Genomic DNA, 22,313 nt, shown 5'->3' with positions numbered 1-22,313 from the left:
GCTATTGGCTCAAGTCACGCCGAAGGTCCAGCCTTCTGTTCGCGCGATAAGGGGCGTCAGACCTTCGGGCGAGAACGCGTCTGGCTTTTCGAGCATCGCACGCATTCCCGCCGCGGTGACCAGCGCGTCGCTGGCATGGTCGGTGAGGCGGGTTCGCTGCCGCCACGGCGGACTGCCCAACGCGTCCAGCGCCTGGTTCAGGCTCCTGCGATCACGCAGCTTGAGCCCACGCAAGCCAGCCATCCGGATGTACAGCCGTCCGTAAATCTCGACGACCAGGCTCCCCTGTGCCGGCACCGGATCGAACGGCCAGACCGGCACCCTTCCAGCAAACCGATTCAGTAATCGCATTCCCGCAAAACTCGCCTTGGCAACCTGCGCCGCGCCGATCGCGTCGTAGACCGTCGCCGCCTTGCCGCCGCCGCTCGCATTGAAGCGCATCTCGCATCGCCGGAAATGCATATAGTCGGCCTTGGTCCCGTCGGCCTTGCCGAAATAGAAGTGGCGACGGTGGAGCTGCTCGAGAAAGCTGGCAGCGCCCAGATCCTCATCGGCGCTATTGGCATCGATATAGGCCCAGAATGGTTTTGCTTCGACCGGCACGTCATCGCCCGGCAAGTAGCTACCGCGCTCGACGAAGGGCGGCGCGAAGGAGAAGTCGAAGCCGAATAGCGTCGGTTCTTTGGCTGCACGGTCGAGCAGCCAGTCGAGCACTTCGCTTCGTGACCAGACATGGCCCGGACGCACGAGGCGCGGAGGATCGCTCCCCCGCGCCTCTGCAATCTCAATTCCCTTGTGGCGACGGCCTTTTGCGCCTGACCAGTCGATCGCGACCGTCGCCTCGAAGCGGTGCCTCACACCAGAGGCGGTTGGCTGTCATCCTCGGGCGGTGCCTTGCGGATGCGTTTGGGCGGCGCATGCGCCGCGGGCGGGGCCGAGCCGTCGTCCCACTGCTCCAGCTTCTTCGCCGCGAAGTCGCGCCCGCCGAGCCCGAAGGCCAGCGCGGTGGCGATGGCGGCCGAACCCAGGATGAGCCCGAAGGCGAGGATCACGATCTCGTTGGCCAGACCCATGAAGGTAAGGCCGATCGCGGTGAAGAGCGCGATGATCGCATATTTGACGATCGTTTCGGCATAGCTTCCTTCGCCCGTGCCCGCGCCGACGATGTTGGCAAGGATGCGCGCGAGGAACAGGCCGACCACGATGATGACCGTGCCGAAGATGACCTTTCCGCCCAATTCGGTGATCTGGAACAGCAGGATCGCCACGCTGTCCCCGCCAATCTGGCGCGCCGCTTCGATGGCGGCGAAGAGCAGGATGGCGGTCATCGCGATCACGCCGACGATGCGGCTCGGCTGGCTAGCCGCCGGAAGCACGCCGATCGCGCGCACGCTGTCGTCGAAGCCGATGCTGGGCAGCACCGTCTCGATCAGCGTCTTGACCCATTTGCCGATCACGAACGCGATGGCGAGCCAGATCGCGGCAGCAATCACGTTGGGAATCGCCAGCGCGATGGCTTCGAGCATCCGCGTGGCGGGATCGGAGATGGCGGTGATTTCGAGCGCCTGGAGCGCTGCAATTGACGCGAAGATGATGATTAGCGCACCGACCGTCATCCCGACTGCCTTGGCGATCGAGCTGCGGGCGGGAGCAGCGCCTTCGGTCGCACTCCCTTCGCTGTCGACTGCCACCGGCGCATCGCCGATATTAAGGCCCGCGCGTCCCGCGAGCCGTTCGATGTTGAGCGCGCCGAGCGCGGCTTCGATTACGTGGCGGACGATTCGCGCAAGGATCAGGCCGACAAAGAAGATAACGCCCGCACCCAGAAGATTGGGCAGGAACGCGAAGACTTCGTTGGCGAGCCGTTCGAGCGGCTGGAGCGATTCGCTCAATCCCAGCGAGTTGAGCGCCATGATGAGCCCGACCAGCCACACCAGCCAATAGGCAAGGCGGCCGAGTTCGGTGCCGACACTGTCGCCCCCGACGCCGGGGTCTCGCTTGAGGATGGGCAGCTTCTCTACGACCCGCTTGACCCCCCATTGCACCGCCTTGGCGACGAAATGGGTAAGCACGAGGATGAGGATGGCGATGAGGACCTTGGGTCCCCATTCGACCAGTTGGTCGCGCCAATAGGCGGCCGGAGTGTCGGAACGGTACATGGAACAACCCCCTGTTGTTGAACGGGGGCATGATAACGACATTTAGGGCGCCGTGTCGCCCCTGATTTCGCGGCGGCGTTTTTCCCAATATTTCAGCCGTTCGGCGACCTTCGCCTCGAACCCGCGCGGGGAGGGCATGTAATAGTCCTGGGACTCCATCTCCTCGGGCCAGTAATCCGCGCCCGAAAACCCGTCTTCGGCATCATGGTCATAGGCATAGCCCTTGCCGTAGCCGATCTCCTTCATCAGCTTGGTCGGGGCGTTGAGAATGGACTGCGGCGGCATCAGGCTGCCAGTCTCCTTCGCGCTCCGGAAGGCCGCTTTTTGCGCCTTGTAGGCGGCGTTCGATTTGGGGGCAGTGGCGCAGTAGAGGCAGGCCTGCACGATGGCGAGTTCGCCTTCCGGACTGCCGAGAAAGTCGTAAGCGTCCTTTGCCGCCAGGCACTGGACGAGCGCCTGCGGGTCGGCGAGGCCGATATCCTCGCTGGCGAAGCGGACGAGGCGGCGGAGCACGTAGAGCGGCTCTTCGCCCGCGACCAGCATCCGCGCGAGATAGTAGAGCGCAGCCTGTGGGTCGGAACCACGCAAGCTCTTATGGAGAGCGCTGATGAGGTTGTAGTGCCCCTCGCGATCCTTGTCATAGACCGCAACACGGCGCTGGAGCAGCTTGGCGAGGCTCGCCGGATCGAGCCTTTCCTCGAGCCCCAGATCGAGCAGCGTCTCGGCTTGGTTGAGCAGGAAGCGCCCGTCGCCGTCGGCGCTGGCGATCAGCGCAGCGCGCGCGTCGTCGGTGAGGGGCAGGGCGGTGCCTATCTCCTCCTCCGCACGGTCGAGGAGGGTTCCCAGTGCGGTCTCGTCGAGGCGATGCAGGATGAGCACCTGCGCGCGGCTCAAGAGCGCCGCATTGAGCTCGAAGCTGGGATTTTCGGTGGTCGCGCCGACGAGCACGATGGTGCCGTCCTCGACATAAGGCAGGAAGCCGTCTTGTTGCGCGCGATTGAAGCGGTGGATTTCGTCCACGAACAGCAAAGTGCGCTGTCCCGCACCCGCCATCTTCTTGGCTTCGGCGAAGGCCTTTTTGAGGTCCGCGACGCCCGAAAAGACCGCGGATAGCGACGCGAAACGCATCCCGACCGCATCGGCGAGCAGCCGCGCGATCGAGGTCTTGCCGGTGCCGGGCGGCCCCCAAAGCACGATCGAGGACAGCTTGCCCGCCGCGACCATTCTGCCGATGGCGCCCTCAGGACCGGTGAGGTGGTCCTGGCCGATGACCTCGTCGAGCGACCGGGGGCGAAGCCGATCGGCAAGCGGCGCGCCCTCGGCGGGCGTGTCGGGCGGTGTTGCGGGGTCTGATCCGAAGAGGTCGGCCATGGCCTGCCTATGCCCGCTCCCGCACCAATGTTCCACCCGTGCTTAGCTGCACTACTTGACTAACACACAAAAAGATATATCTAAGCAAAGATATATCGCGGGACTCGCGATATCCCAAAGGAGACGAGATCATGAGAGGCAGGCGCAAATCCTTCGTATTCGACGAAGAGTTTTTCCGGCAGTTCGCGGCCATGAAGGGCGGCAAGGGGTTCGACATGGACTTCGGTCCTGGCGGCTTTACCTTCCATCTGGGAGGCGACCGGCACCGCCATCGTCACCGCCATCGCTCTCGCGCGCGCCGCGCGCGCATGTTCGATAGCGGCGAGTTGCGGCTCGTCATCCTGCACCTGCTCGCCGAGGAAGCGCGGCACGGCTACGACGTCATTCGCGCGCTCGAGGAGATGACCGGAGGTGCCTATGCGCCCTCGCCCGGCACCGTCTATCCGACGCTGACACTGCTCGAGGACATGGGGCTGATCGAAGAGCGCGAGCCCGACGGCAAGAAACGACTGTTTGCGGCGACCAAGGACGGGAAGAAATATCTCAAGGATCGCGCCGAGGAGGTCGAGGCGCTGCTCGAGCGGCTCGAAGGCCATGGCGAGCGCCAGCACAAGGCCCACTCGGACACCAAGCCGATCAAGCCCGCGGTCAAGCGGTTGATGAAGGCGTTCTGGATGAAGATGGCCGAGACCAATGGCGACGAAGAAACGCTCGAGAAGATTGCCGCCATCGTCAACAAGGCGGCCAAGAAGATCGAGAAGATCTAACGCTCAGTCGCGGTGCTTGGCGATGCAGCGCGCATAGACGTCGAGCACCGCATTGTTGATCGTGTCCCAATCGCGGTCGCGCGCCATCTCGAGCCCCTTGCGACCGTGGCGTTGGCGCAATTCAGGGGACTCCTGATAGGCCGCGATCGCATCCGCCATGGTATCGACATTGCCCGGCCGTGCGAGCTGCCCGTTGACGCCGTCCTGCACCAGGCTCGAGCTTCCTGTCGCCGAGATGGCGACCACCGGCAGCGCGCAGGCCATCGCCTCCAAGGTGACGTTTCCGAATGTTTCGGTGATCGAGGGATTGAAGAACACATCGCTCGAGGCGAGGGCGCGCGCGAGGTCGGGGCCTTCCTGGTGACCCACGAACACTGCGCTGTCGGGCAATGCGTCTTCGAACCAGTCGCGATGCGGGCCGTCGCCGATGACGAGCACGCGATGCGGGACGTCTCTGTCCTTCAGCGCCCGGATCGTGTCGGCGAAAACGTCGAGCCCCTTTTCCATGACGATGCGTCCGAGGAAGCTGATGACCATCTCATCGTCGCCGATCCCGAGGTCGCGGCGCCAGCCCATGTCGCGCCGCTCGGGATTGAATTGTTCACGATCGATCCCGCGTGACCAGATCGAGATGTCGTCGTTCATGCGCTGGGCGTAGAGGACATCGACCGTCGATTGGGCAGGGGCAACCAGCGCGTCGCAGCGCTGGTAGAGGCGACGCAGGCCCGCGCGCGCCCACGGCTCGGCCCAGCCCAGATGATAATATTGGAAATAGGTTTCGAAGCGTGTGTGGACCGAGGCGACGCGCGCGATGTCGCGCTTGCGCGCCCATGTCACAGCACGGTGCGCGGTGATGTCGGGACTGGCGATGTGCACGACATTGGGATCGAATTTTTCCAGGTCCTTGCGCACGCGGCGCGGCAGTCCCATCGGGTAGCGATATTCCCACCGTCCGGGGATGCGCAGCGCGGGGACATGTACCATCTCACCTTGCGGCTCGAAGGCCGGAGCCTTGACGACCGGAGAGTAGATCCGGACCGCGACTCCTTTGCGCAGCAAATACTCGACCAGCCGGTTGAGCGTCTGCGTCGCGCCGTCGCGAACATAGTTGTAGTTGCCGGCGAACAGGGCAACACGCATGGCCGTTGGATCCATGGGCGCAAGGCTTAGACGAGCGGCTTGTTGCGCTGCAAGATCATTCGGGGGTGGCGCTTGCCGACGAAGCGCTTAAGCTGGCGGCATGACCGAAGAATCCGACACGCTCGAAGGCACCGAAAAAACCGAAGAGGAAAGCCAGCGACTGACCATGGTGGACGAGGCGCTGGTGGCCGGCAACATTGCCAACACCAATGGCCTGTTGGTCATTCTTGCCCGGCTGGTGGCGCGGGGCGTGTTCGACCAGGAAGATTTGCAGGCCTTTTCGGAAAGCTATTCCAAGCCGCTCGACCATGAAGGCATGCGCGAGAACGAGCTGATCAGCCAGATGCAGGACCAGATGGAATCCACGCTGGCACAGCTGATGAGTTTTCTCGCTGACAGCCGCCCCGACTAGGGCCGCGTCCAAAGCCCTTCGCGGCTGACCTGCGGAGGCGATTTGAGCGAATCGAGTAGTGCCAGCGCGACGAGCCGCGCCTTCTCGTGCTTGGGCACGACGATGCGCTGGTCCCAGGCATGTTCGCCGAGCTTGCGCGCCTTCTCTGCGACCCGACCGTAAATACGCGACGCGCTGTTGATCGCCCAGCGGCTGCGGAAGGGCAGGCGGGCGGCACCGACACGCGCCGAGGCGCGATACTGGTCGGCGAGGTCGGCAAGGCGCTTGTTGAGCCGTGCGAGCGAGGAGCGATGGATCGGGTGGGTGATATCCTCACCGGCGAGCCCGACCGCCTTGAGCCACTGCATCGGCAAGTAGCAGCGCCCGACATTGGCATCCTCGATCACGTCACGCGCGATGTTGGCGAGCTGGAAAGCAATGCCAAGATCGGCGGCGCGGTCGAGCGTGTCGCGATCGTCGGGATCGACCCCCATCACCTGCGCCATCATGACGCCGACGGCGCCTGCGACTTGATAGCAATAGGAAAGCAGGTCGTCTTCGGTCCGGGGCTGCCAGCCGACCGCATCGCGTGAAAAACCGGCAAGATGATCGTCGGTCAGGGTTGGGTCGATGCCGCATTCGGCCACGACCACACCCAATGCGTCGAACGCGGCAAGCCCGGTTTCCTCGCCTAGCAAGGCGGCATTGGTTTTCTCTTCGAGGAATGCGATCCGGTCGAGCGGGTCCTCGGTCACTTCGGCATCGTGGCCTAGCGTCTGACCGTCGGTGATGTCGTCGCAGGCGCGGCACCAGCTGTAGAGCAGCCAGCTATGCTCGCGCGTTTGGGCGTCGAACAACTGGCTGGCGAAGCGGAAGCTCTTCGATCCTTCGGCGATGGTTGCCTGCGCATCGGCGACGAGTTGGTCGCGCGGGCTAGTCATCGAGCATGAGGCGGGCCGTGGCTTCGGCAGAGCCGACCACGCCCGGGATACCCGCGCCAGGATGGGTTCCCGCTCCCACGAAGAAGAGGTTCTGTAAGACATCGTCGCGATTGTGGACTCGAAACCATGCCGATTGTGTTAACACGGGTTCGAGACTGAATGCGCTGCCCAGATGCGCGAACAGATCACCTTGGAAGTCGGTCGGCGCGTAGGAAAAGCGCGTCCGGATGCGCGAGCGAATGTCGGGAATCAGCCGTTTTTCGAGCGTGTCGAGGATAATCTCCTCATAAGCTTCGCGCTCATTGTCCCAGTCGACCGGCGCCTTCCCGAGGTGTGGGACAGGGGCCAACGCGTAAAAGGTCGAGCATCCATTGGGTGCCATCGCCGGATCGGTTTTGGTCGGATGATGGAGATAGAGCGCCGGATCGGGCGCGAGTCGGCCCGCATTGTAGATATCCCCGAGCAGGCCTTTGTAGCGCTCCGAAAACAGGATCATGTGATGCGGAATGTCGGGGAATGTCCCTTCCAGCCCGAAATGGAGCACGAACAAAGACGGGCTCATCCGCTTGCCCGCGAGCCGCTTCGTCTCTTTCTGCCCGCGCGGATGTTTGAGCAGTCGATAGGTCGAGACCACGTCGCCGTTGCTTGCGACCATGTCGGCCTCTCCATGCCAGCCGCTGCGCGTTTCGACACCGGTTACGCGGTCGCCCTTGGTGCCGATGAAGGTGACGGGATCGCCGAGCCGAACCGTACCGCCCAACCGCTCGAACAACGCGACCATGCCCGCGACTAGCCGGTTGGTGCCTCCCTTCGCGAACCAGACACCGCCGTCACGCTCCAATTTGTGGATCAGCGCGTAGATGGACGAACAGGTGAACGGGTTGCCGCCGACCAGCAGCGTGTGGAAGCTGAACGCCTCGCGCAGGTGCGGGTCCTTGATATATTTGGCGACGATCGAGTGGACCGAGCGCCACGCCTGATACTTGGCCAGTGCGGGCGCGGCCTTGAGCATGTCGAGGATCGACAGGAAGGCCTTGGTCCCGAGCTTTTCATAACCCTCGTGGAAGACGCCCTCGGAGTAGGTCAGGAATTTCTTGTAGCCATCGACATCGTCGGGATTGAGCGCCTCGATCTGCGCGAACAATCGCTCTTCGTCATTGGTATAGTCGAAGCGTGTGCCGTCGGGCCAATCGAGCGCATAGAAGGGATCGACCGGAACGAGATCGACATCGTTGGCAATGTCGTCTCCCGACAGTGCCCACAGCGATTTGAGGCAGTCGGGGTCGGTAATGACCGTTGGACCGGCGTCGAAGACGTGGCCGTCCTTTTCCCAATAATAAGCCCGCCCACCCGGCTTGTCGCGCGCCTCGACGATGGTCGTCTGCACGCCAGCGGACTGCAGGCGAATGGCAAGCGCCAGACCTCCGAAGCCCGACCCGATCACGATGGCTGATGTCATGCTTTTCCTAAGATGGCGCGGATGGCGCGGTGTATTGGAACGGGCGGCTTGCCGGCCAGGATGCGTACCCGGTCGGCAGGATTGGTTCTACCCGCGTAAAATCGTTCGATCAGGCTGGACGGAAGGCGGTAGAAGCGCTGGAGCACGCGATAGCGCTCGGGAGGCTCGGCAGCCTTGAACAACATCCGCGCCAACATGCGGTCGAACCGCTGCTCCTTCCAGTGCCGCACGGCATAGGCGCGCGTTTTGCGCGCCAGGATCTCGCCATCACACGGCAACACGTCGCTCAGCCAGTTGGCGAAACGCATCGCGTCGGGAACCGAGTAGCTGGTGAGGTGGTGGAACAGGCCCGCGCGCACCCCGCCGCGCGCGACACCGCTCCCCTCTGGCCAGAAAATCTTCGGATCGCCGCCGGTCACGACCGGCAGCACGCCTGTCTCCATCCGCCCCGCAGGTTCGGCGTTCCAGCCTTGCAGGTCGCAATAATGGTCGATCCGCTGCGCCAGCATCTCGACGTCGAGCGCGGCATCTTCGCGGTAATAGGTGTCCTCTACGAACACGTCGGTTTCGCTGAAGGGCAAGAGGTAGACGAAGCGGTACCCGTCGGTTTGCGAGACCGTGGCGTCCATGACCACCGGCCGCTCGAGACCGTGCCCGCCGGTGACCCGCATCATGCGTCCCACAAACTTCTGCGCACCGCACTCGACGCCCTCGGGCTTGCCGCACAGGCCGCGCATGTCGATCACCGCATCGGCATCGATCCGGCGTCCGTCGCTAAGCTTGGCATGACCCGGCCCGGCCTCGACCACCTCGCCCATGACGATCGCGTCCTCGCCCAGCGCGTCCCGCACCGTCCGGCTAAGCCGTTCGCTCGTCATGCTGTGATAGGGCGTTTCGAGCGTCCGGCGGTGATCGGGGAAGCGCACGTCATAAGCGTCCCAGCGTTGCTCGATCAGCGGTTCGAGCAGCGGCAGATCGTCCGGCTCGACATCGCTCGCGAAGAAGGACCAGAGATGGTTCCCGCCAAGCTGCGCATCGCGCTCGACCAGCACCACCTCCAATTCGGGCCGTCGCGCCGCCAGCGCGATCGCTGCAAGCCCTCCGGCCAGCCCGCCACCGAGGATCAGGAGATTTGGACGCACCCCGCTCATGCCAAGACCTCTAGCCCCCATGCGCCCGCTCGCATAGGGTCGAGGCATGATGACCGCGATCCTCCTCTCGATGCTGGCCATGAGCGCGATCGTCGCGATCCGCTACTTCGCCTCGAGCGGCCTGTTCGCGGCGTGGACCGCCAGGCGCTTTCCCGGCCGCCTCGCCGGGCAGGGCAAGCAGGTGCGGATGGAAATCGGCTACAGCCTGATCTCGGCACTGATTTACGGCGCGCCCGCAGGGTTCGTGGCCTGGGGCTGGGCCGAACATGGTTGGACCAAAATCTACACCGACCTCGATGTCTATCCGCTGTGGTGGCTGCCGGCGTCGCTGCTCGTCTATCTGCTCGCGCACGACACCTGGTTCTACTGGACCCACCGTGCCATGCACTGGCCGCCGCTCTTCAAGCGCATGCACGCGGTCCATCATGCCAGCCGTCCGCCGACGGCGTGGGCGGCGATGAGCTTCCATCCTTCGGAATCGGTGACGGGTGCGATCGTGATCCCAATGCTGGTCTTCTTCGTCCCCATCCATGTCGGCATGTTGCTTCTTGTCCTCACCATCATGACAATCATGGGCGTCACCAATCATATGGGGTGGGAAATCTTCCCAAGGCGCATCGTTCATGGTTCATTGGGCAAAGGGCTGATAACGGCCAGTCATCACGAACTTCACCATCAAAAATATAAGTGTAACTATGGCCTCTACTTCCGCTTCTGGGACCATCTTTGCGGCACGGACCGCGGGCTCGGCGAATTTGCCGAAGCTGGCAGCTTGCGCGCTCGCCGCGTTGAGCCTGACCGCCGCCGCCCCGCATGAGGCGACTGCCGACCTCACGGTCGAAGTCCATGGCCTTCGCAACGTGAAAGGCGAGGTGCAGCTGTGCGTGACCCAGCGCCGCGAATTCCTGAAGTGCGACGAGGACCCGGCCGCGCGGACCGCCGAGATGGCGACCAGCGACGTCGCGCCCGTGACCTTCAAGGCACTGCCTGCCGGCACCTATGCCGTCCTTGTCCTTCATGACGAAAACGCCAACGGGAAAATGGACAAGATGCTGGGCATTCCCAAGGAAGGCTTCGGCTTCTCCGGCAACCCCAAGATCCGCATGGGCCCGCCCAAGGCGCATCATGTCCGCTTCGAGCTCGAGCCGGGACAGGTCGAGCAGCGGGTCAAGATGAAGTATCTCCTCTAGCCTTGTGCACTCGACATTCGGCCCATCGCTGCTAGGCAGTTAGGCGATGGCACAGAACGCAGCCGAGGAAATCGTCGAAGGAGCGGTCGAAGGGACCGTCGATACGACCGTGCGCCTGTTCGAGGGGCTGGACGAGATCGCGCTCGCGATCGGCAATTTCCGTGTCTCGGTGCTCGACCTGCTGACCTGGACGGTCATTGCGATCGGGCTGCTTGTCCTCGCCAAGGTCCTGTTGTGGGTAGTCAAACGGTTGATCCGGCGCGCCAATCGCTTCGATGCGGCGCAGGGACTGCTGGCGGAGAAAATCGCGACGATCATCATCTTCGCGATCGTCTTCTTCATCGGCGTGGACGTGATCGGCTTCGACCTGTCGAGCCTCGCCTTCTTCTCCGGTGCATTGGGCCTCGCAGTCGGCTTTGGCCTCCAGAAGACATTCGGGAACTTCATCGCCGGGCTGATCCTGTTGATGGACCGCTCGGTGAAGCCGGGCGACGTCATCGTCGTGAACGACTATTTCGGCGCGATCAGCAAGATCGGGACCCGCGCGGTCAGCATGATCACGCGCGACGGCAAGGAATTCCTGATCCCGAACGAATTGTTGATGACCGAGACGGTCGAGAATTGGAGCTATTCGTCGAAGAACGTCCGCATCCAGATCCCAGTCGGCGTGAGCTATTCGAGCGATCTCAAGCGGGTCGAGGAAATCCTCATCGATTCGACGCGCGCCTGCAACCGCGTGCTCGACAATCCCAAGCCCAATGTCTGGCTCAAGGAATTTGGCGACAATAGCGTCAATTTCGAAATCCAGGCGTGGATCAAGGATCCCGAGAGCGGCGTGGGCAACGTCCGCTCCGAGGTGCTCAAGTCGATCTGGTGGACGTTCAAGGACGAGGGGATCGAGATCCCCTTCCCGCAGCGCGACGTCTACATCAAAACGATGCCCGAAGGCGCCAAGGTCGTTACCTGAACGTAGCAACAGCGTCGTATTCATGGGTTATTCAACGCCCCTTGCGTATCAGGGCGGCGTAGTGAAGGACATGAGTTCGATGCGTATTTTGACTGCCCTTGCCGCCTTTGCGGCCCTGACCATCCCGGAGGCGCCCGCCGCGGCGTTCGATCGCGATTCCGCGCTTGCCGCGGCCAAGCAGGACAATGGCCGGGACCAGGATCGCGCCTATGACGCGACCAAATCGGGCAAGTCGATGCCGCTGCCGATGATCGAGCGGCGCGTCGTGCCCCAGATGGGCGGCGCGCAATATCTCGGCCCCGAATTCCGTGGCAGCATCTATCGCCTCAAATTCCTGCGCAACGGGCGCGTGATCTGGGTCGATGTCGATGCCAGCACGGGCCGCGTCGTCCGCCGCTCGGGCAACTAGGCCTTTCCCCCAATTTGCGCGATTTTTTGCGCTTGCCCTTGGCGTCAAGCAACCGTTCATGCCAAGGACTGTTGATGGGGTGAAACGAACAGCGGAGAAACGCACACCATGCGGGTACTGATCGTCGAAGACGAACCGTCCTTGGGACAGCAGCTGCGGACCACGCTCGAGGGTGCCGGCTATGCCGTCGACCTCGCCACCGACGGCGAGGACGGCCATTTCCTGGGCGCCAACGAAAGCTATGACGCGGTCGTGCTCGACCTCGGCCTTCCCGAAATTGACGGCCTGACCATCCTCGACCGCTGGCGCAAGGAGGACCGCAAGATGCCGGTGCTCGTGCTGACCGCGCGCGACAGCTGGTCGGACAAGGTCGCAGGACTCGATGCGGGTGCCGACGACTATCTCGCCAAGCCCTTCCAGACCGAAGAGCTGATCGCCCGCCTGCGCGCGCTCATTCGCCGTGCGTCGGGCAATGCCTCCTCGGAACTGACCGCGGGCGATATTCGCCTCGATACGCGTTCGGGCAAGGTCACCAAGGGCGGCTCGCCGGTAAAGCTCACCGCGCAGGAGTATAAGCTCCTCTCCTACCTCATGCACCACAAGGGCAAGGTGGTCAGCCGGACCGAGCTGATCGAGCATATTTACGACCAGGATTTCGACCGCGATTCGAACACCATCGAAGTGTTCGTCACGCGTATCCGCAAGAAGCTTGGCGCGGACACGATCACCACCATCCGCGGTCTCGGCTACAGCCTCGAGGACCCGGAGGATCGTGACTCCCAAGGCTGAGGTCGCTCTTCCCGACCGGCGGGTGACGCTCACCCGCCGCATGATCGGCATTGCTGCGCTGTGGATCGCCGTCCTCCTGCTGGGCGGCGGCTTCGCGCTCGACCGCGTGCTGACCAAATCGATCGTCGACAATTTCGACGCCCAGCTCGAATTCGTGCTCAACGCCATGCTCGCCGCGTCCGAGATCGGTCCCGATGGCGAGGTGCGCTTCAACCGCCCGCCTGCCGACCAGCGCTTTCTCGAACCCTATTCGGGCCTCTATTTCCAGGTGTCGGGCGAGGGCGCGGAGACCTTCCCCAGCCGCTCGCTGTGGGACCGGCGTCTCGACGCCTCGATGACCCACAACGATACCGAGTTGCACGTTCGCAATTCGAACGAGTTTCCGGGCGAGCCGCTGCGTATCCTCGAACGCGACGTGTTCCTGCCCGACAGCGACATTCGCTGGCGTTTCCAGGTTGCCCAGTCGCGCGAGCAGGTCAACGAGCAGATCGCCGACGTCCGCTCCACCCTCATCCAGTTCTTCGCCGCGCTCGCGCTCGGACTGTTGCTCCTGGCCGCGCTCCAGACGGTCTACGGTCTCTGGCCATTAAGACGCGTCCGGCAGGAAGTCGTCGCCATCCGCACCGGTCGCAAGAGCCGCGTCGACGAGGATTTCCCGCGCGAGGTCAGCCCGCTGGTCGACGAGATCAACGAATTGCTCGCGCATAGCGAGGCGCAGGCCGAGGAAGCGCGCCGCCACGCCGGCAACCTCGCCCATGCCTTGAAGACCCCGCTGACCGTCATCACCAATGCCGCGACCGCCAAGGACGATCGCCTTAACGACATTGTCTGCCGCGAGGCGACGGTCATGCGGCGCCAGGTCGACCACCATCTCGCGCGCGCCCGCGCCATCGGTCGCCGCGCAAGCGCGCAGGCACGCACCGAGGTCGGCAAGAGCCTCGAGACGATCGAGCGCGCGGTCAGCCATCTCCACGAAGGCACGACCATCGACGTGGTCGGCGAGCGCGACGCGATGGTCCGCGTCGAGCGGCAGGATCTCGACGAAATGCTCGGCAACCTCATCGAGAATGCCGCCAAATATGGCGGTGGACGGGTGTTCGTGACCGTCGAGCGCTCCGCCCCGATGGTCGACATTGTGATCGAGGATGACGGCCCCGGTATCCCCGAGGCCGAACGCGACAGCATCTTCGCGCGCGGCAAGCGGCTCGACCAGACCGGCAAGCCCGGCACCGGCCTCGGCCTCGCCATCGTCCGCGACGTCGCCGAAATCTACGGCGGCAACGTCACGCTCAAACAAAGCGAAGACCTCGGCGGCCTCCTCGTCATCCTCTCCCTTCCCGCCGCGCTCGAGGAAGGCTAAGGGGCTGCCCATGACCGCGACCGTCACCCCGCTCGACCCTGCTCGTCCGCCCAGCCTCGCGGGCATGATGGCGCTCACTGCCAACGACATGAACGCGGTCAACGCGGTCATTCTTGATCGCATGCAGTCCAAGGTCGCGCTGATCCCCGAGCTGGCCGGCCACCTGATCGCGGGTGGTGGAAAGCGGATGCGGCCGATGCTGACGCTCGCGAGCGCGGCGCTGCTCGACTATCCCGGCAGCCGCCATCACAAGCTCGCCGCCGCGGTCGAGTTCATCCACACCGCGACCCTGCTCCACGACGACGTCGTCGACGGGTCGGCGATGCGCCGTGGCAAGCGCGCCGCCAACCTCATCTGGGGCAATCCCGCGACCGTGCTGGTCGGCGACTTCCTGTTCAGCCGCGCCTTCGAGCTGATGGTCGAGGATGGCAGCCTCAAGGTTCTCAAGGTCCTCAGTCACGCTTCCGCCGTGATCGCCGAGGGCGAGGTCGACCAGCTCACCGCACAGCGCCGGATCGAGACTTCGGAAGAGGAATATCTCAAAATCATCGGCGCGAAGACTGCCGCGCTCTTCGCCGCTGCCTGCCAAGTCGCCCCGATCATCGCCGAAGCGGGCGAAAAGGCGGAGGACGCGCTCGAAGCCTACGGCCGCAACCTGGGCATCGCCTTCCAGCTCACCGACGACGCGATCGACTACACCTCCGACGAGGAAACGATGGGCAAGGGCCTTGGCGACGACTTCCGCGATGGCAAGATGACGCTTCCCGTCATCCTTGCCCACGCCCGCGGCAGCGCCGAGGACAAGGCTTTCTGGAAAGACGCGATGCAGGGCAACCGTGTAGGAGACGAGGATCTCCAACACGCGCAGACCCTCCTCCAGCAAACCGACGCTCTGTCCGACACGCTCGAGGAAGCACGCACCTACGCCCGCCGCGCGATCGATGCGCTGTCCATCTTCCCCGACAGCCGCGCCAAGACCGCGATGGCCGACGCCGCCCAGTTCGCCGTCGCCCGCGCCTACTGATCCGAAACGGACCGTTCCATCAGCGCCTGTTGACCATCTTTGCGCTAATCGCGGCGCATGGGCCAACTCCTCCCCGTCGAACCCGGCAAGAAGGCACGCCGCTCCCCGAGATCGGGTCTCTACATGGCCGCGATGCTGCGCCACCGCGGTTCCGACTGCACGGTCATTGTGCGCAACATCTCCGAACGCGGCGCAATGGTCGAAGCCGACTGCCTCCCCGAGCGCGGGAGTGCGATCGAGCTTATTCGCGCCGACCTGCGCGCGGTGGGCGCGATCGCGTGGCAGCAGGACGACCAGGCCGGGATCGAGTTTGCCGCGAAGGTCAACCTCGCCCGCTGGGCACCGGGCTTGCGCCACCGCGAGCAGATGGAGGTCGACAAGATGGTCGCCGAAGTACGGGGCGCCAAGGCTGATGAGGCAACGGAGGACACCGCTCCATCGGTCGACCTCCAGAAGCTGGACCGCCGCATCGCCGAGGAATTGGGCATGCTGTCGCGCCGTGTCGGGCGCGCGCTGGAATCGCTCAGCGGCTTCGCACCGCTAATCGCCCGCCACCCGCGGGACCTGCAGGAACTCGAGGTAGTCGAACAGCATCTCGCGCGTCTCGACAAGGTGATGGCCTCGCCCGACCGCCAACGCGCGGTCGAAGCGCTGGGGGTCGAGGACATGCGCCGCCGCCTCTTGCGCTAGCGTCCGCCCTGCACCCATGGCATGGCAGCGGCATGGCGCTGCCGATCGACACCGTATTGCCCGACCTCAAGGCCGCGCTGGCCGCGAACAATCGCGCACTGCTGATCGCGCCGCCGGGTGCGGGCAAGACGACCCGGGTTGCGCCTGCCCTGCTCGATGAGCCTTGGTGCGATGGAGAGACACTTCTGCTCGTCCCGCGCCGTCTCGCGGCCCGGGCGGCGGCAGAATATATGGCGCGCGAACGCGGCGAACGGCCCGGCCAGACGATCGGTTACGCAACGCGTCTCGACAGCAAGCCGGGCAAGCGCGTGACGGTGATGACCCACGGCGTCTTTCTCGCGCGGATACAGTCCGATCCGGACCTTCCCGGGGTCGGTGCCGTGCTGTTCGACGAGGTGCACGAACGGAGCCTCGACAACGATCTTGCGCTCGCTTTCGCGATCGAAAGCCAGACGGGTCTGCGCGAAGACCTGCGCCTTCTCGCCATGTCGGCCACGCTCGACGGCGCTGCCTTCGCCCGATTGCTCGACAATCCGCCGATGATCGAGAGCGAAGGCAAGAGCTTCCCGCTCACCCTCGACCATGTCGGGCGCGACGCCGGCGCACACATCGAGCCGCAAATGGCGTCGGCCATCCGCACCGCGCTCGGCGAGCATGAAGGATCGCTGCTTGCCTTCCTGCCGGGCGTTCGCGAAATCGAGCGAACCGCCGACGCGCTCGGCAGTCTTTCCAATGACATCATCCTTCACCGCCTGCACGGGCTGGTCGACCCGTCCGCCCAGCGCGCGGCCCTCGCCCCGCCGCCCGAGGGCAAACGCAAGCTCGTTCTCGCCAGCGCAATCGCCGAGACCAGTGTCACGGTCGACGGCGTGCGCATCGTCGTCGACAGCGGGCTTGCCCGTCGCCCGCGCTATGACCGTGCTGCGGGCCTGACGCGTCTCGTCACCGAGCGCGCCAGCCAAGCCGCGATCACCCAGCGCGCCGGACGCGCGGCGCGACAGGCGCCCGGCGTTGCCATCCGGCTGTGGGAAGAGGCGGCGAACAAGGCCCTTCCATCGCACGACCCGCCCGAGATCCTCGAGGCCGATCTTTCGCGGCTGACACTTGCATCGCTGCTTTGGGGCGAGGCCGACCCCGCGCGCCTGCCCTTCCTCGATCCGCCGGCCCCTGCTGCACTGGCAGAGGCACGCCAGCGGCTCGACGACATGGGCGCGATCGATGCCGAGGGGCGGATCACGCCGCACGGTCGGGCGATCGCGGCCATCCCGCTCGAACCGCGCCTCGCGCACATGTTGGTCGAAGCCGAGGCGCACGGATTAAAAGCCACCGCGGCGGCGGCGGCGGCGTTGCTGACCGAACGTGGCCTGGGCGGCAAGGTCGAGGATCTGGAGCAGCGCTATCGACGCTGGACGTCCGACCGGTCGAAACGGGCCGAGGCGGCGCGCGGCCTCTTGCGGCGCTGGGGGCGAGGGCAAGTCGAGCCCGACCGGATCGGCGAAGCGGTCGCACTCGCCTTTCCCGACCGTGTTGCACGGCGTCGCGATGCCAGCGGCGAGCAATGGCAATCGGTCGGCGGTCGCGGTTTCCGGCTCGACCCTGTAAGCCCGCTCGCCAACTCAAAATGGCTTGCCATTGCCGAAGTGGCCGGCGCTGCGTCGGGCGCCCGCATCCTGTCCGCGGCGCCCATCGACGGGCCCCGTGTCGAGGAGCTGCTTGCGGACCGCATCACCGAGTTCTCCGACGTTCGCTATGACAGCGGGTCACGGTCGATTTCGGCGACCAGGGGACGCAAGCTGGGGACGATTGCGCTGGCAAGCGCGCCCGACCCAAATCCGGACGAAAGCGCCATCCTCAAAGGCTTGCTCGACGCAGTTCAGCGTGAGGGGCTCGACATCCTCCCGTGGAACGAGCGCGGCAAGGCTTTACGCACCCGCGCGCAATTCGCACGCACCGGCGACGCATCGCTGCCCAACCTTAGCGACTCCGCCCTGCTCGAAGACCTGGATGCATGGCTTGCACCCCTGCTCCACGGCCAGAAACGGCTCGACAGGATCGATCCGGCCACGCTTACGGGCGCGCTCGAAACCTATGCCGGGTACGATGCGGCGCGGCGTATCGACCGGCTCGCCCCGGCCCGCTTCCAGAGCCCTGCAGGAACCAGCCATGCGATCGACTATGCCGCGCCCGGCGGCCCTAAGGTCGAGGTGCGCGCGCAGGCGCTCTATGGCCTGTCCGAGCATCCCAAGGTCGGCGCGGTGCCGCTGGTCCTGTCGATCACCAGCCCGGCCGGGCGACCGATCCAGACGACTACCGACCTGCCCGCATTCTGGCAGGGCAGCTGGGACGACGTCGCGAAGGATATGCGCGGACGCTATCCCAAGCATGATTGGCCCGACGACCCGGCAAGCGCGGCAGCGGATTTGCGCACCAAGGCGCGGCGAAAATCTTGATTTCGGTTCCGGATCGCGCCAGAGCAGCGCCATGACTACCGCACGCATCATCGAACAGCAGCGCAAGACCACCCAGTCGGGCAAAGCACAGGCTGGCCGCTGGACGCTCGAATTCGAACGCTCAGAGAAGATGAACCCGGACCCGCTGACGGGCTGGGCCGGATCGGGCGATACGAAGACGCAAGTGCGGCTGACGTTCGAGACGTGCGAGGAAGCGATCCGTTATTGCGAGAAGAACGGGTTCGACTATCACCTCGTCAAGGCACCGCGCCACACGCTCAAGCTGCAGGCTTACGCCGACAATTTCCGCTAGATTGAGTACCGAATTATTTGGTCTTGCAAGTGTTTACTCGGTATGCGCGGGGACGGCGCGTGCGTTGCGCAGGATCAGCGCGGTGACCAGCGAGACGACGAGCCCCACGGGGAAGATTTCGAGGAAGGTGATGGGCAGGCGGTAGAGCGGATTGCCGTAATTGGCCATCGCACCTTCCATCTCCGCCCGCTTGGCAGCGACGTCGGCCGCGCTGGCCCCCGACGCTTCGAGCGAGGCGATGGCGCCGTCAATATAGTCCTGCGCGAAGCTGTAGTCGGTTTGCGCGAGATAGAGCTCCCACGAGGCAACGTAGATCAGGCTGGCGACGAGGGCGATGCCGAGTCCCAGCTTGAAGGCGGGGGCGAAGCCGATGGCACCGCCCAATTCGCCGTCGCGATACCGTTTCACGCCGATGAAGATGAAGCTCATCGCGACGAGCATCAACAGGTAGCCGACCCATTCGGGGACCATGAAGCCGTCGCCCGAGGCGGCCAGCCCGCCCAACGTCATCGAGACCGCGATCGTGATGCCTGCGAGCAGGCCGTAGGTGAGAATCGTTTTCTGCATCTTGTCCTCCAATGTTCGGGAAGACCTCCCACTAGTCACACGAAAAGCAGCCTAGCTATCGCCCACATGGGTGATTTGGCCAAAATCACCCGTTCTTCCGGTGCCGACCAAGGAGAGACGGCGGGCCTCGGCGACGGCGGCGGCGCGCCGGTCGACCCCTAGTTTCTCGTAAAGATGGGCAAGGTGCGTCTTGACCGTGTTGGGCGAGATGGCGAGCGCGCGGGCGATTTCCTTGTTCGAGCCGCCCGCGACCAGCTGTTCGAGCACTTCGACCTCGCGGGTCGACAGGCCGAGCGAGCGGATCGCCGCCTCGTTGCGTTCCGGACCTGCCTGGCGACGCTGCATCAGCGCGATGCCGGTCCACAGGCCGAGCGCGGCAAAGCCCAATGCGACGAGCGCGGTGACGAGGTCGCCCGACAGGCTGCGCATCATCATGCGGGCATCGAGCCATTGGAGGACGAAGGCGGCGAGCGCGAGGAGGCCTGCGTAGACGAGGATGGTGCGCGTCATGGCTCCCGACGCTGCCAGAAAGCGATGCCGCTTGCTAGCCGGGGCGGCTCCAAGCTACAGCGCCGCGCCATGGCTCCACCGATCCTTTCACTGGAAGATGTCTGGCTCCACCAGGGCGAAGGCTGGCTGTTCGAGGACCTCACGCTGCATGTGGGGCCCAAGGACCGGCTGGCGCTGATCGGGCGCAACGGGGCGGGCAAGACGACGCTGTTCCGGATGCTCGCTGACCAGGTCGAGCTCGACAAGGGGTCGCGCACGCTGGTGCCGGGCAAGCAGGTCGTGATCCTCGAGCAGGATCCCGACATGAGCGGGCACGAGCGGCTGATCGACTGGGTCACCGATGGCGAGGGCGCGCCCGAGGCGCATGCCGCCGAAGCGATCGCCGACCAGATGGGGATCGATCTCGAGCGGCCCGCGAAGACGGCGAGCGGGGGCGAGCGGCGGCGCGCGGCGATCGCGCGAGCGCTGGCGCTCGAGCCCGATTTGTTGCTGCTTGACGAGCCGACCAACCATCTCGACCTCGCCGCGATCGACTGGCTGGAAAGCTGGCTGCAGCGCTATACCGGCGCTTTCATCGTGATTTCGCACGACCGGACCTTCCTGTCGCGGCTGACGCGCTCGTGCCTGTGGCTCGACCGCAAGACGCTGCGCCGCGCCGAGGTCGGCTATGGCGGGTTCGAGAAATGGATGGAGGACGTGCTCGAGGAGGATCGCCGCCAGCTAGAGAAGCTCGACGAAAAGCTGCGTCAGGAGACCGAGTGGCTGCACAAGGGCGTGACCGCGAGGCGCAAGCGCAACCAGGGGCGGCTGAGGAAACTGTTCGAGCTGCGCCAGCAGCGCGCGGCGATGATCGGGATGCAGGGCAAGGCGGCGCTGGGACTCGCCAAGGACGACGCCAAGACCAAGGTGGTGATCGACGCGCAGGAGGTCACCAAGCGCTATGACGAGCGCACGATCATCGACAATTTCTCACTGCGTATCCAGCGCGGCGACCGGATCGGGATCGTCGGCGCGAACGGGGCGGGCAAGACGACGCTGCTGAAGCTGCTGACGGGTGAGCTTACGCCGGACGAGGGGTCGGTCACGCTGGCCAAAACGCTGTCGGGGATCGTGGTCGACCAGCAGAGGAAGCTGCTCGATCCGAAGAAGAAGGTGCGCGACGTGCTGGCCGAGGGCGGCGACTGGATCGAGGTGCGGGGGTCGAAAAAGCACATCAAGGGGTATCTCAAGGAATTCCTGTTCGATCCGGGGTTGAGCGATGCGCTGATCGGGACGCTGTCGGGGGGCGAGCGGCACCGGCTGCTCTTGGCGCGCGAATTTGCGCGAGAGAGCAATTTGCTGGTGCTCGATGAGCCGACCAACGATCTCGACATGGAGACGCTCGACCTGCTGCAAGAGGTGATCAGCGACTATCAGGGCACGGTGCTGCTGGTGAGCCACGACCGCGACTTTCTCGACCGCACGGTGACGATGACGCTGGGGCTCGATGGTTCGGGCAAGGTCGATATCGTCGCGGGTGGTTATGAGGACTGGGCCAAGCGGCGCAAGGAGCGCCGGGTCGAGACCAAGAAGGCGAAGCCAGAGGGCGAGAAGCAGGCGGCGCCGACGACCAAGGCGACCAAGCTTAGCTACAAGGACCAGCGCGACTTCGACCGGCTGCCGGGCGAGATCGAGCGCATCGAGGGCGAGATCGTGAAGGCGGAAGGCGCGATGGCCGACCCCGACCTGTTCACCAAGGATCCCGACCGCTTCGCGGCGCTGACCAAGAAGCTCGAGCAGCTGCGCGCCGACAAGGATGCAGCCGAGGAGCGGTGGCTGGAAGTCGCCGAGAAGGCGGAGGCGCTGGCCTAGGCGGCGAGCCGTGCCTCCGGCTCTTCACCGCAAGCCAGCAACTCGACGAATTTCTCCGCATGGATGGCGACGTCGTCGACCCCGATCTGGTCGAACGGGTCCTCGAGGTGCGACTGGATATTGTCGAGCCCGGTGAGAATGATCGCGAACAGGATGGGCATCACGTAGGTCAGCATGGGCGCACCATATTCGACCGCTTCGTAGGCGAAATAGGGGCCGTAAATGAGCGGCAGGATGATGATGAAGATGTCGCTAAACACGCGCAGGGTGCGCGGGGTGCGATACTGATAGATGTGCTTCACGCTTTCGAACGCGACGATCATCTTGGAGACATATTGGTTGCAGCGCGAGCATTCGCCCGAGGCGAGCCCGTCCTCGCGCATGGCACGCACGAAGCGCGAGAGGTCGGAGAAGGCAGCGTAGACGCGTTTCTCGTTCTCGCGCATGTCGGCGCGGTCGCCCTTGAACATGTCGCGGCAGGCGGTGAGCAGGTCGGCCATCGTCTGCTCGATCTGGCGCAAGCGCGCCGGATTGGTTTCCGCGAGCCAGTCGCGTGCGGCGAAATAGAGCGCACGGCCATGCGCTTTCATGACACCATAATCGTCGAGCGCGGCCTCGCGGCGCTTGTAGGCATGACCGATCGAGAAGACGATCGGGAAGATCACCGCGGTCGAGATGATGGTCAGCGGATAGTCCGCAACCAGCCCGAGCTGCAGGCTGGCCCAGGTCGCGACGATCGCGAGCGCCGAGATCAGCACCGTCTTGAAATTGATGATGAGCGTGATGCTCGAGAGGCGTTGAAGGATGGTCATCT

The 22,313-nt window shown here is 64.6% G+C and carries 23 protein-coding genes; 13 read left to right on the top strand and 10 right to left on the bottom strand.

Features of this window, described 5'->3' with window-relative positions:
- Window positions 1-9: 9 nt before the first annotated feature.
- Genes KTQ36_RS10125 through KTQ36_RS10115 form a run of 3 tightly spaced genes read right to left on the bottom strand, consistent with a single transcriptional unit; the run spans window position 10 to window position 3,530 of the window.
- A complete protein-coding gene (locus KTQ36_RS10125) occupies window positions 10-858 on the bottom strand; it encodes a hypothetical protein (RefSeq protein WP_218633538.1) in 849 nt (282 codons plus the stop codon).
- The gene (locus KTQ36_RS10120) at window positions 855-2,159 is read right to left on the bottom strand and encodes a mechanosensitive ion channel (RefSeq protein ID WP_218633537.1); all 1,305 of its coding nucleotides are present in this window, start codon (window positions 2,157-2,159) and stop codon (window positions 855-857) included. Before KTQ36_RS10120 ends, KTQ36_RS10125 begins: the two co-directional genes overlap by 4 nt.
- Window positions 2,160-2,201: 42 nt before the next feature.
- Window positions 2,202-3,530: a replication-associated recombination protein A gene (locus tag KTQ36_RS10115; protein ID WP_218633536.1), complete on the bottom strand. Its 1,329-nt coding sequence runs from the start codon at window positions 3,528-3,530 to the stop codon at window positions 2,202-2,204.
- A gap of 131 nt (window positions 3,531-3,661) precedes the next feature.
- On the opposite strand from KTQ36_RS10115, the gene KTQ36_RS10110 reads away from it, so the two are divergent.
- On the top strand, window positions 3,662-4,297 hold the full coding sequence (locus tag KTQ36_RS10110) for a PadR family transcriptional regulator (protein WP_255554530.1): 636 nt from the start codon (window positions 3,662-3,664) through the stop codon (window positions 4,295-4,297).
- Between the two features lie 3 nt (window positions 4,298-4,300).
- Here the strand turns inward: KTQ36_RS10110 and KTQ36_RS10105 are convergent, their stop codons facing one another.
- Window positions 4,301-5,452, bottom strand: coding sequence for a glycosyltransferase family 4 protein (locus KTQ36_RS10105; RefSeq protein ID WP_218633535.1), 1,152 nt, complete (start codon window positions 5,450-5,452; stop codon window positions 4,301-4,303).
- A gap of 85 nt (window positions 5,453-5,537) precedes the next feature.
- Between KTQ36_RS10105 and KTQ36_RS10100 the strand changes: the two genes are divergently transcribed.
- On the top strand, window positions 5,538-5,849 hold the full coding sequence (locus KTQ36_RS10100; protein WP_218633534.1) for a hypothetical protein: 312 nt from the start codon (window positions 5,538-5,540) through the stop codon (window positions 5,847-5,849).
- Here the strand turns inward: KTQ36_RS10100 and KTQ36_RS10095 are convergent.
- From KTQ36_RS10095 to crtY, 3 genes are read right to left on the bottom strand one after another with little or no spacing between them, the layout of a single operon-like run.
- Complete coding sequence (locus KTQ36_RS10095; RefSeq protein WP_218633533.1) at window positions 5,846-6,769, bottom strand: phytoene/squalene synthase family protein; 924 nt, start codon at window positions 6,767-6,769, stop codon at window positions 5,846-5,848. The genes KTQ36_RS10100 and KTQ36_RS10095 overlap by 4 nt on opposite strands.
- Window positions 6,762-8,228, bottom strand: a complete 1,467-nt coding sequence (locus KTQ36_RS10090) for a phytoene desaturase (RefSeq protein WP_218633532.1) — start codon at window positions 8,226-8,228, stop codon at window positions 6,762-6,764. Before KTQ36_RS10090 ends, KTQ36_RS10095 begins: the two co-directional genes overlap by 8 nt.
- Window positions 8,225-9,379 carry a lycopene beta-cyclase CrtY gene (gene crtY / locus KTQ36_RS10085; RefSeq protein ID WP_218633531.1) on the bottom strand — a complete coding sequence of 385 codons (1,155 nt, stop codon included), beginning with the start codon at window positions 9,377-9,379 and terminating at the stop codon, window positions 8,225-8,227. The genes KTQ36_RS10090 and crtY overlap by 4 nt, the downstream gene beginning before the upstream one ends.
- Window positions 9,380-9,425: 46 nt before the next feature.
- Between crtY and KTQ36_RS10080 the strand changes: the two genes are divergently transcribed.
- From KTQ36_RS10080 to KTQ36_RS10035, 10 genes are all read left to right on the top strand, one after another.
- Complete coding sequence (locus tag KTQ36_RS10080) at window positions 9,426-10,196, top strand: sterol desaturase family protein (protein WP_218633530.1); 771 nt, start codon at window positions 9,426-9,428, stop codon at window positions 10,194-10,196.
- Window positions 10,168-10,569: a DUF2141 domain-containing protein gene (locus KTQ36_RS10075; protein WP_218633529.1), complete on the top strand. Its 402-nt coding sequence runs from the start codon at window positions 10,168-10,170 to the stop codon at window positions 10,567-10,569. Before KTQ36_RS10080 ends, KTQ36_RS10075 begins: the two co-directional genes overlap by 29 nt.
- Window positions 10,570-10,615: 46 nt before the next feature.
- Entirely contained in the window at window positions 10,616-11,536 is a 921-nt protein-coding gene (locus KTQ36_RS10070) for a mechanosensitive ion channel family protein (RefSeq protein ID WP_218633528.1), read from the top strand.
- Between the two features lie 79 nt (window positions 11,537-11,615).
- Entirely contained in the window at window positions 11,616-11,945 is a 330-nt protein-coding gene (locus KTQ36_RS10065) for a hypothetical protein (protein ID WP_255554527.1), read from the top strand.
- A 108-nt stretch (window positions 11,946-12,053) separates the two neighbouring features.
- Complete coding sequence (locus KTQ36_RS10060; RefSeq protein ID WP_218633527.1) at window positions 12,054-12,734, top strand: response regulator transcription factor; 681 nt, start codon at window positions 12,054-12,056, stop codon at window positions 12,732-12,734.
- Window positions 12,735-12,774: 40 nt separating this feature from the next.
- Window positions 12,775-14,094, top strand: a complete 1,320-nt coding sequence (locus KTQ36_RS10055; RefSeq protein ID WP_218633909.1) for a sensor histidine kinase — start codon at window positions 12,775-12,777, stop codon at window positions 14,092-14,094.
- A gap of 10 nt (window positions 14,095-14,104) precedes the next feature.
- Complete coding sequence (locus KTQ36_RS10050) at window positions 14,105-15,118, top strand: polyprenyl synthetase family protein (protein WP_218633526.1); 1,014 nt, start codon at window positions 14,105-14,107, stop codon at window positions 15,116-15,118.
- A gap of 57 nt (window positions 15,119-15,175) precedes the next feature.
- Complete coding sequence (locus KTQ36_RS10045; protein ID WP_218633525.1) at window positions 15,176-15,808, top strand: PilZ domain-containing protein; 633 nt, start codon at window positions 15,176-15,178, stop codon at window positions 15,806-15,808.
- 32 nt (window positions 15,809-15,840) lie between these two features.
- Complete coding sequence (hrpB, locus tag KTQ36_RS10040; protein ID WP_218633524.1) at window positions 15,841-18,258, top strand: ATP-dependent helicase HrpB; 2,418 nt, start codon at window positions 15,841-15,843, stop codon at window positions 18,256-18,258.
- A gap of 31 nt (window positions 18,259-18,289) precedes the next feature.
- Window positions 18,290-18,571, top strand: a complete 282-nt coding sequence (locus tag KTQ36_RS10035; protein ID WP_218633523.1) for an ETC complex I subunit — start codon at window positions 18,290-18,292, stop codon at window positions 18,569-18,571.
- Window positions 18,572-18,604: 33 nt separating this feature from the next.
- On the opposite strand, the gene KTQ36_RS10030 is transcribed toward KTQ36_RS10035, so the two are convergent.
- Together KTQ36_RS10030 and KTQ36_RS10025 are read right to left on the bottom strand one after the other, a co-directional pair.
- On the bottom strand, window positions 18,605-19,138 hold the full coding sequence (locus KTQ36_RS10030; RefSeq protein ID WP_218633522.1) for a DUF4199 domain-containing protein: 534 nt from the start codon (window positions 19,136-19,138) through the stop codon (window positions 18,605-18,607).
- A 51-nt stretch (window positions 19,139-19,189) separates the two neighbouring features.
- A complete protein-coding gene (locus KTQ36_RS10025) occupies window positions 19,190-19,648 on the bottom strand; it encodes a LuxR C-terminal-related transcriptional regulator (protein WP_218633521.1) in 459 nt (152 codons plus the stop codon).
- A 69-nt stretch (window positions 19,649-19,717) separates the two neighbouring features.
- Between KTQ36_RS10025 and KTQ36_RS10020 the strand changes: the two genes are divergently transcribed.
- Window positions 19,718-21,499: an ABC-F family ATP-binding cassette domain-containing protein gene (locus KTQ36_RS10020; protein ID WP_218633520.1), complete on the top strand. Its 1,782-nt coding sequence runs from the start codon at window positions 19,718-19,720 to the stop codon at window positions 21,497-21,499.
- Here the strand turns inward: KTQ36_RS10020 and KTQ36_RS10015 are convergent.
- Window positions 21,496-22,311, bottom strand: coding sequence for a hypothetical protein (locus tag KTQ36_RS10015; protein WP_218633519.1), 816 nt, complete (start codon window positions 22,309-22,311; stop codon window positions 21,496-21,498). The genes KTQ36_RS10020 and KTQ36_RS10015 overlap by 4 nt on opposite strands.
- Between the last annotated feature and the right edge of the window lie 2 nt (window positions 22,312-22,313).

It is taken from the genome of Sphingomicrobium clamense (assembly GCF_019264355.1).
Lineage (GTDB): Bacteria > Pseudomonadota > Alphaproteobacteria > Sphingomonadales > Sphingomonadaceae > Sphingomicrobium > Sphingomicrobium clamense.
The sequence above is the reverse complement of the archived record's forward strand: the minus strand, read 5'-3'. Positions and strand labels throughout refer to the sequence as shown.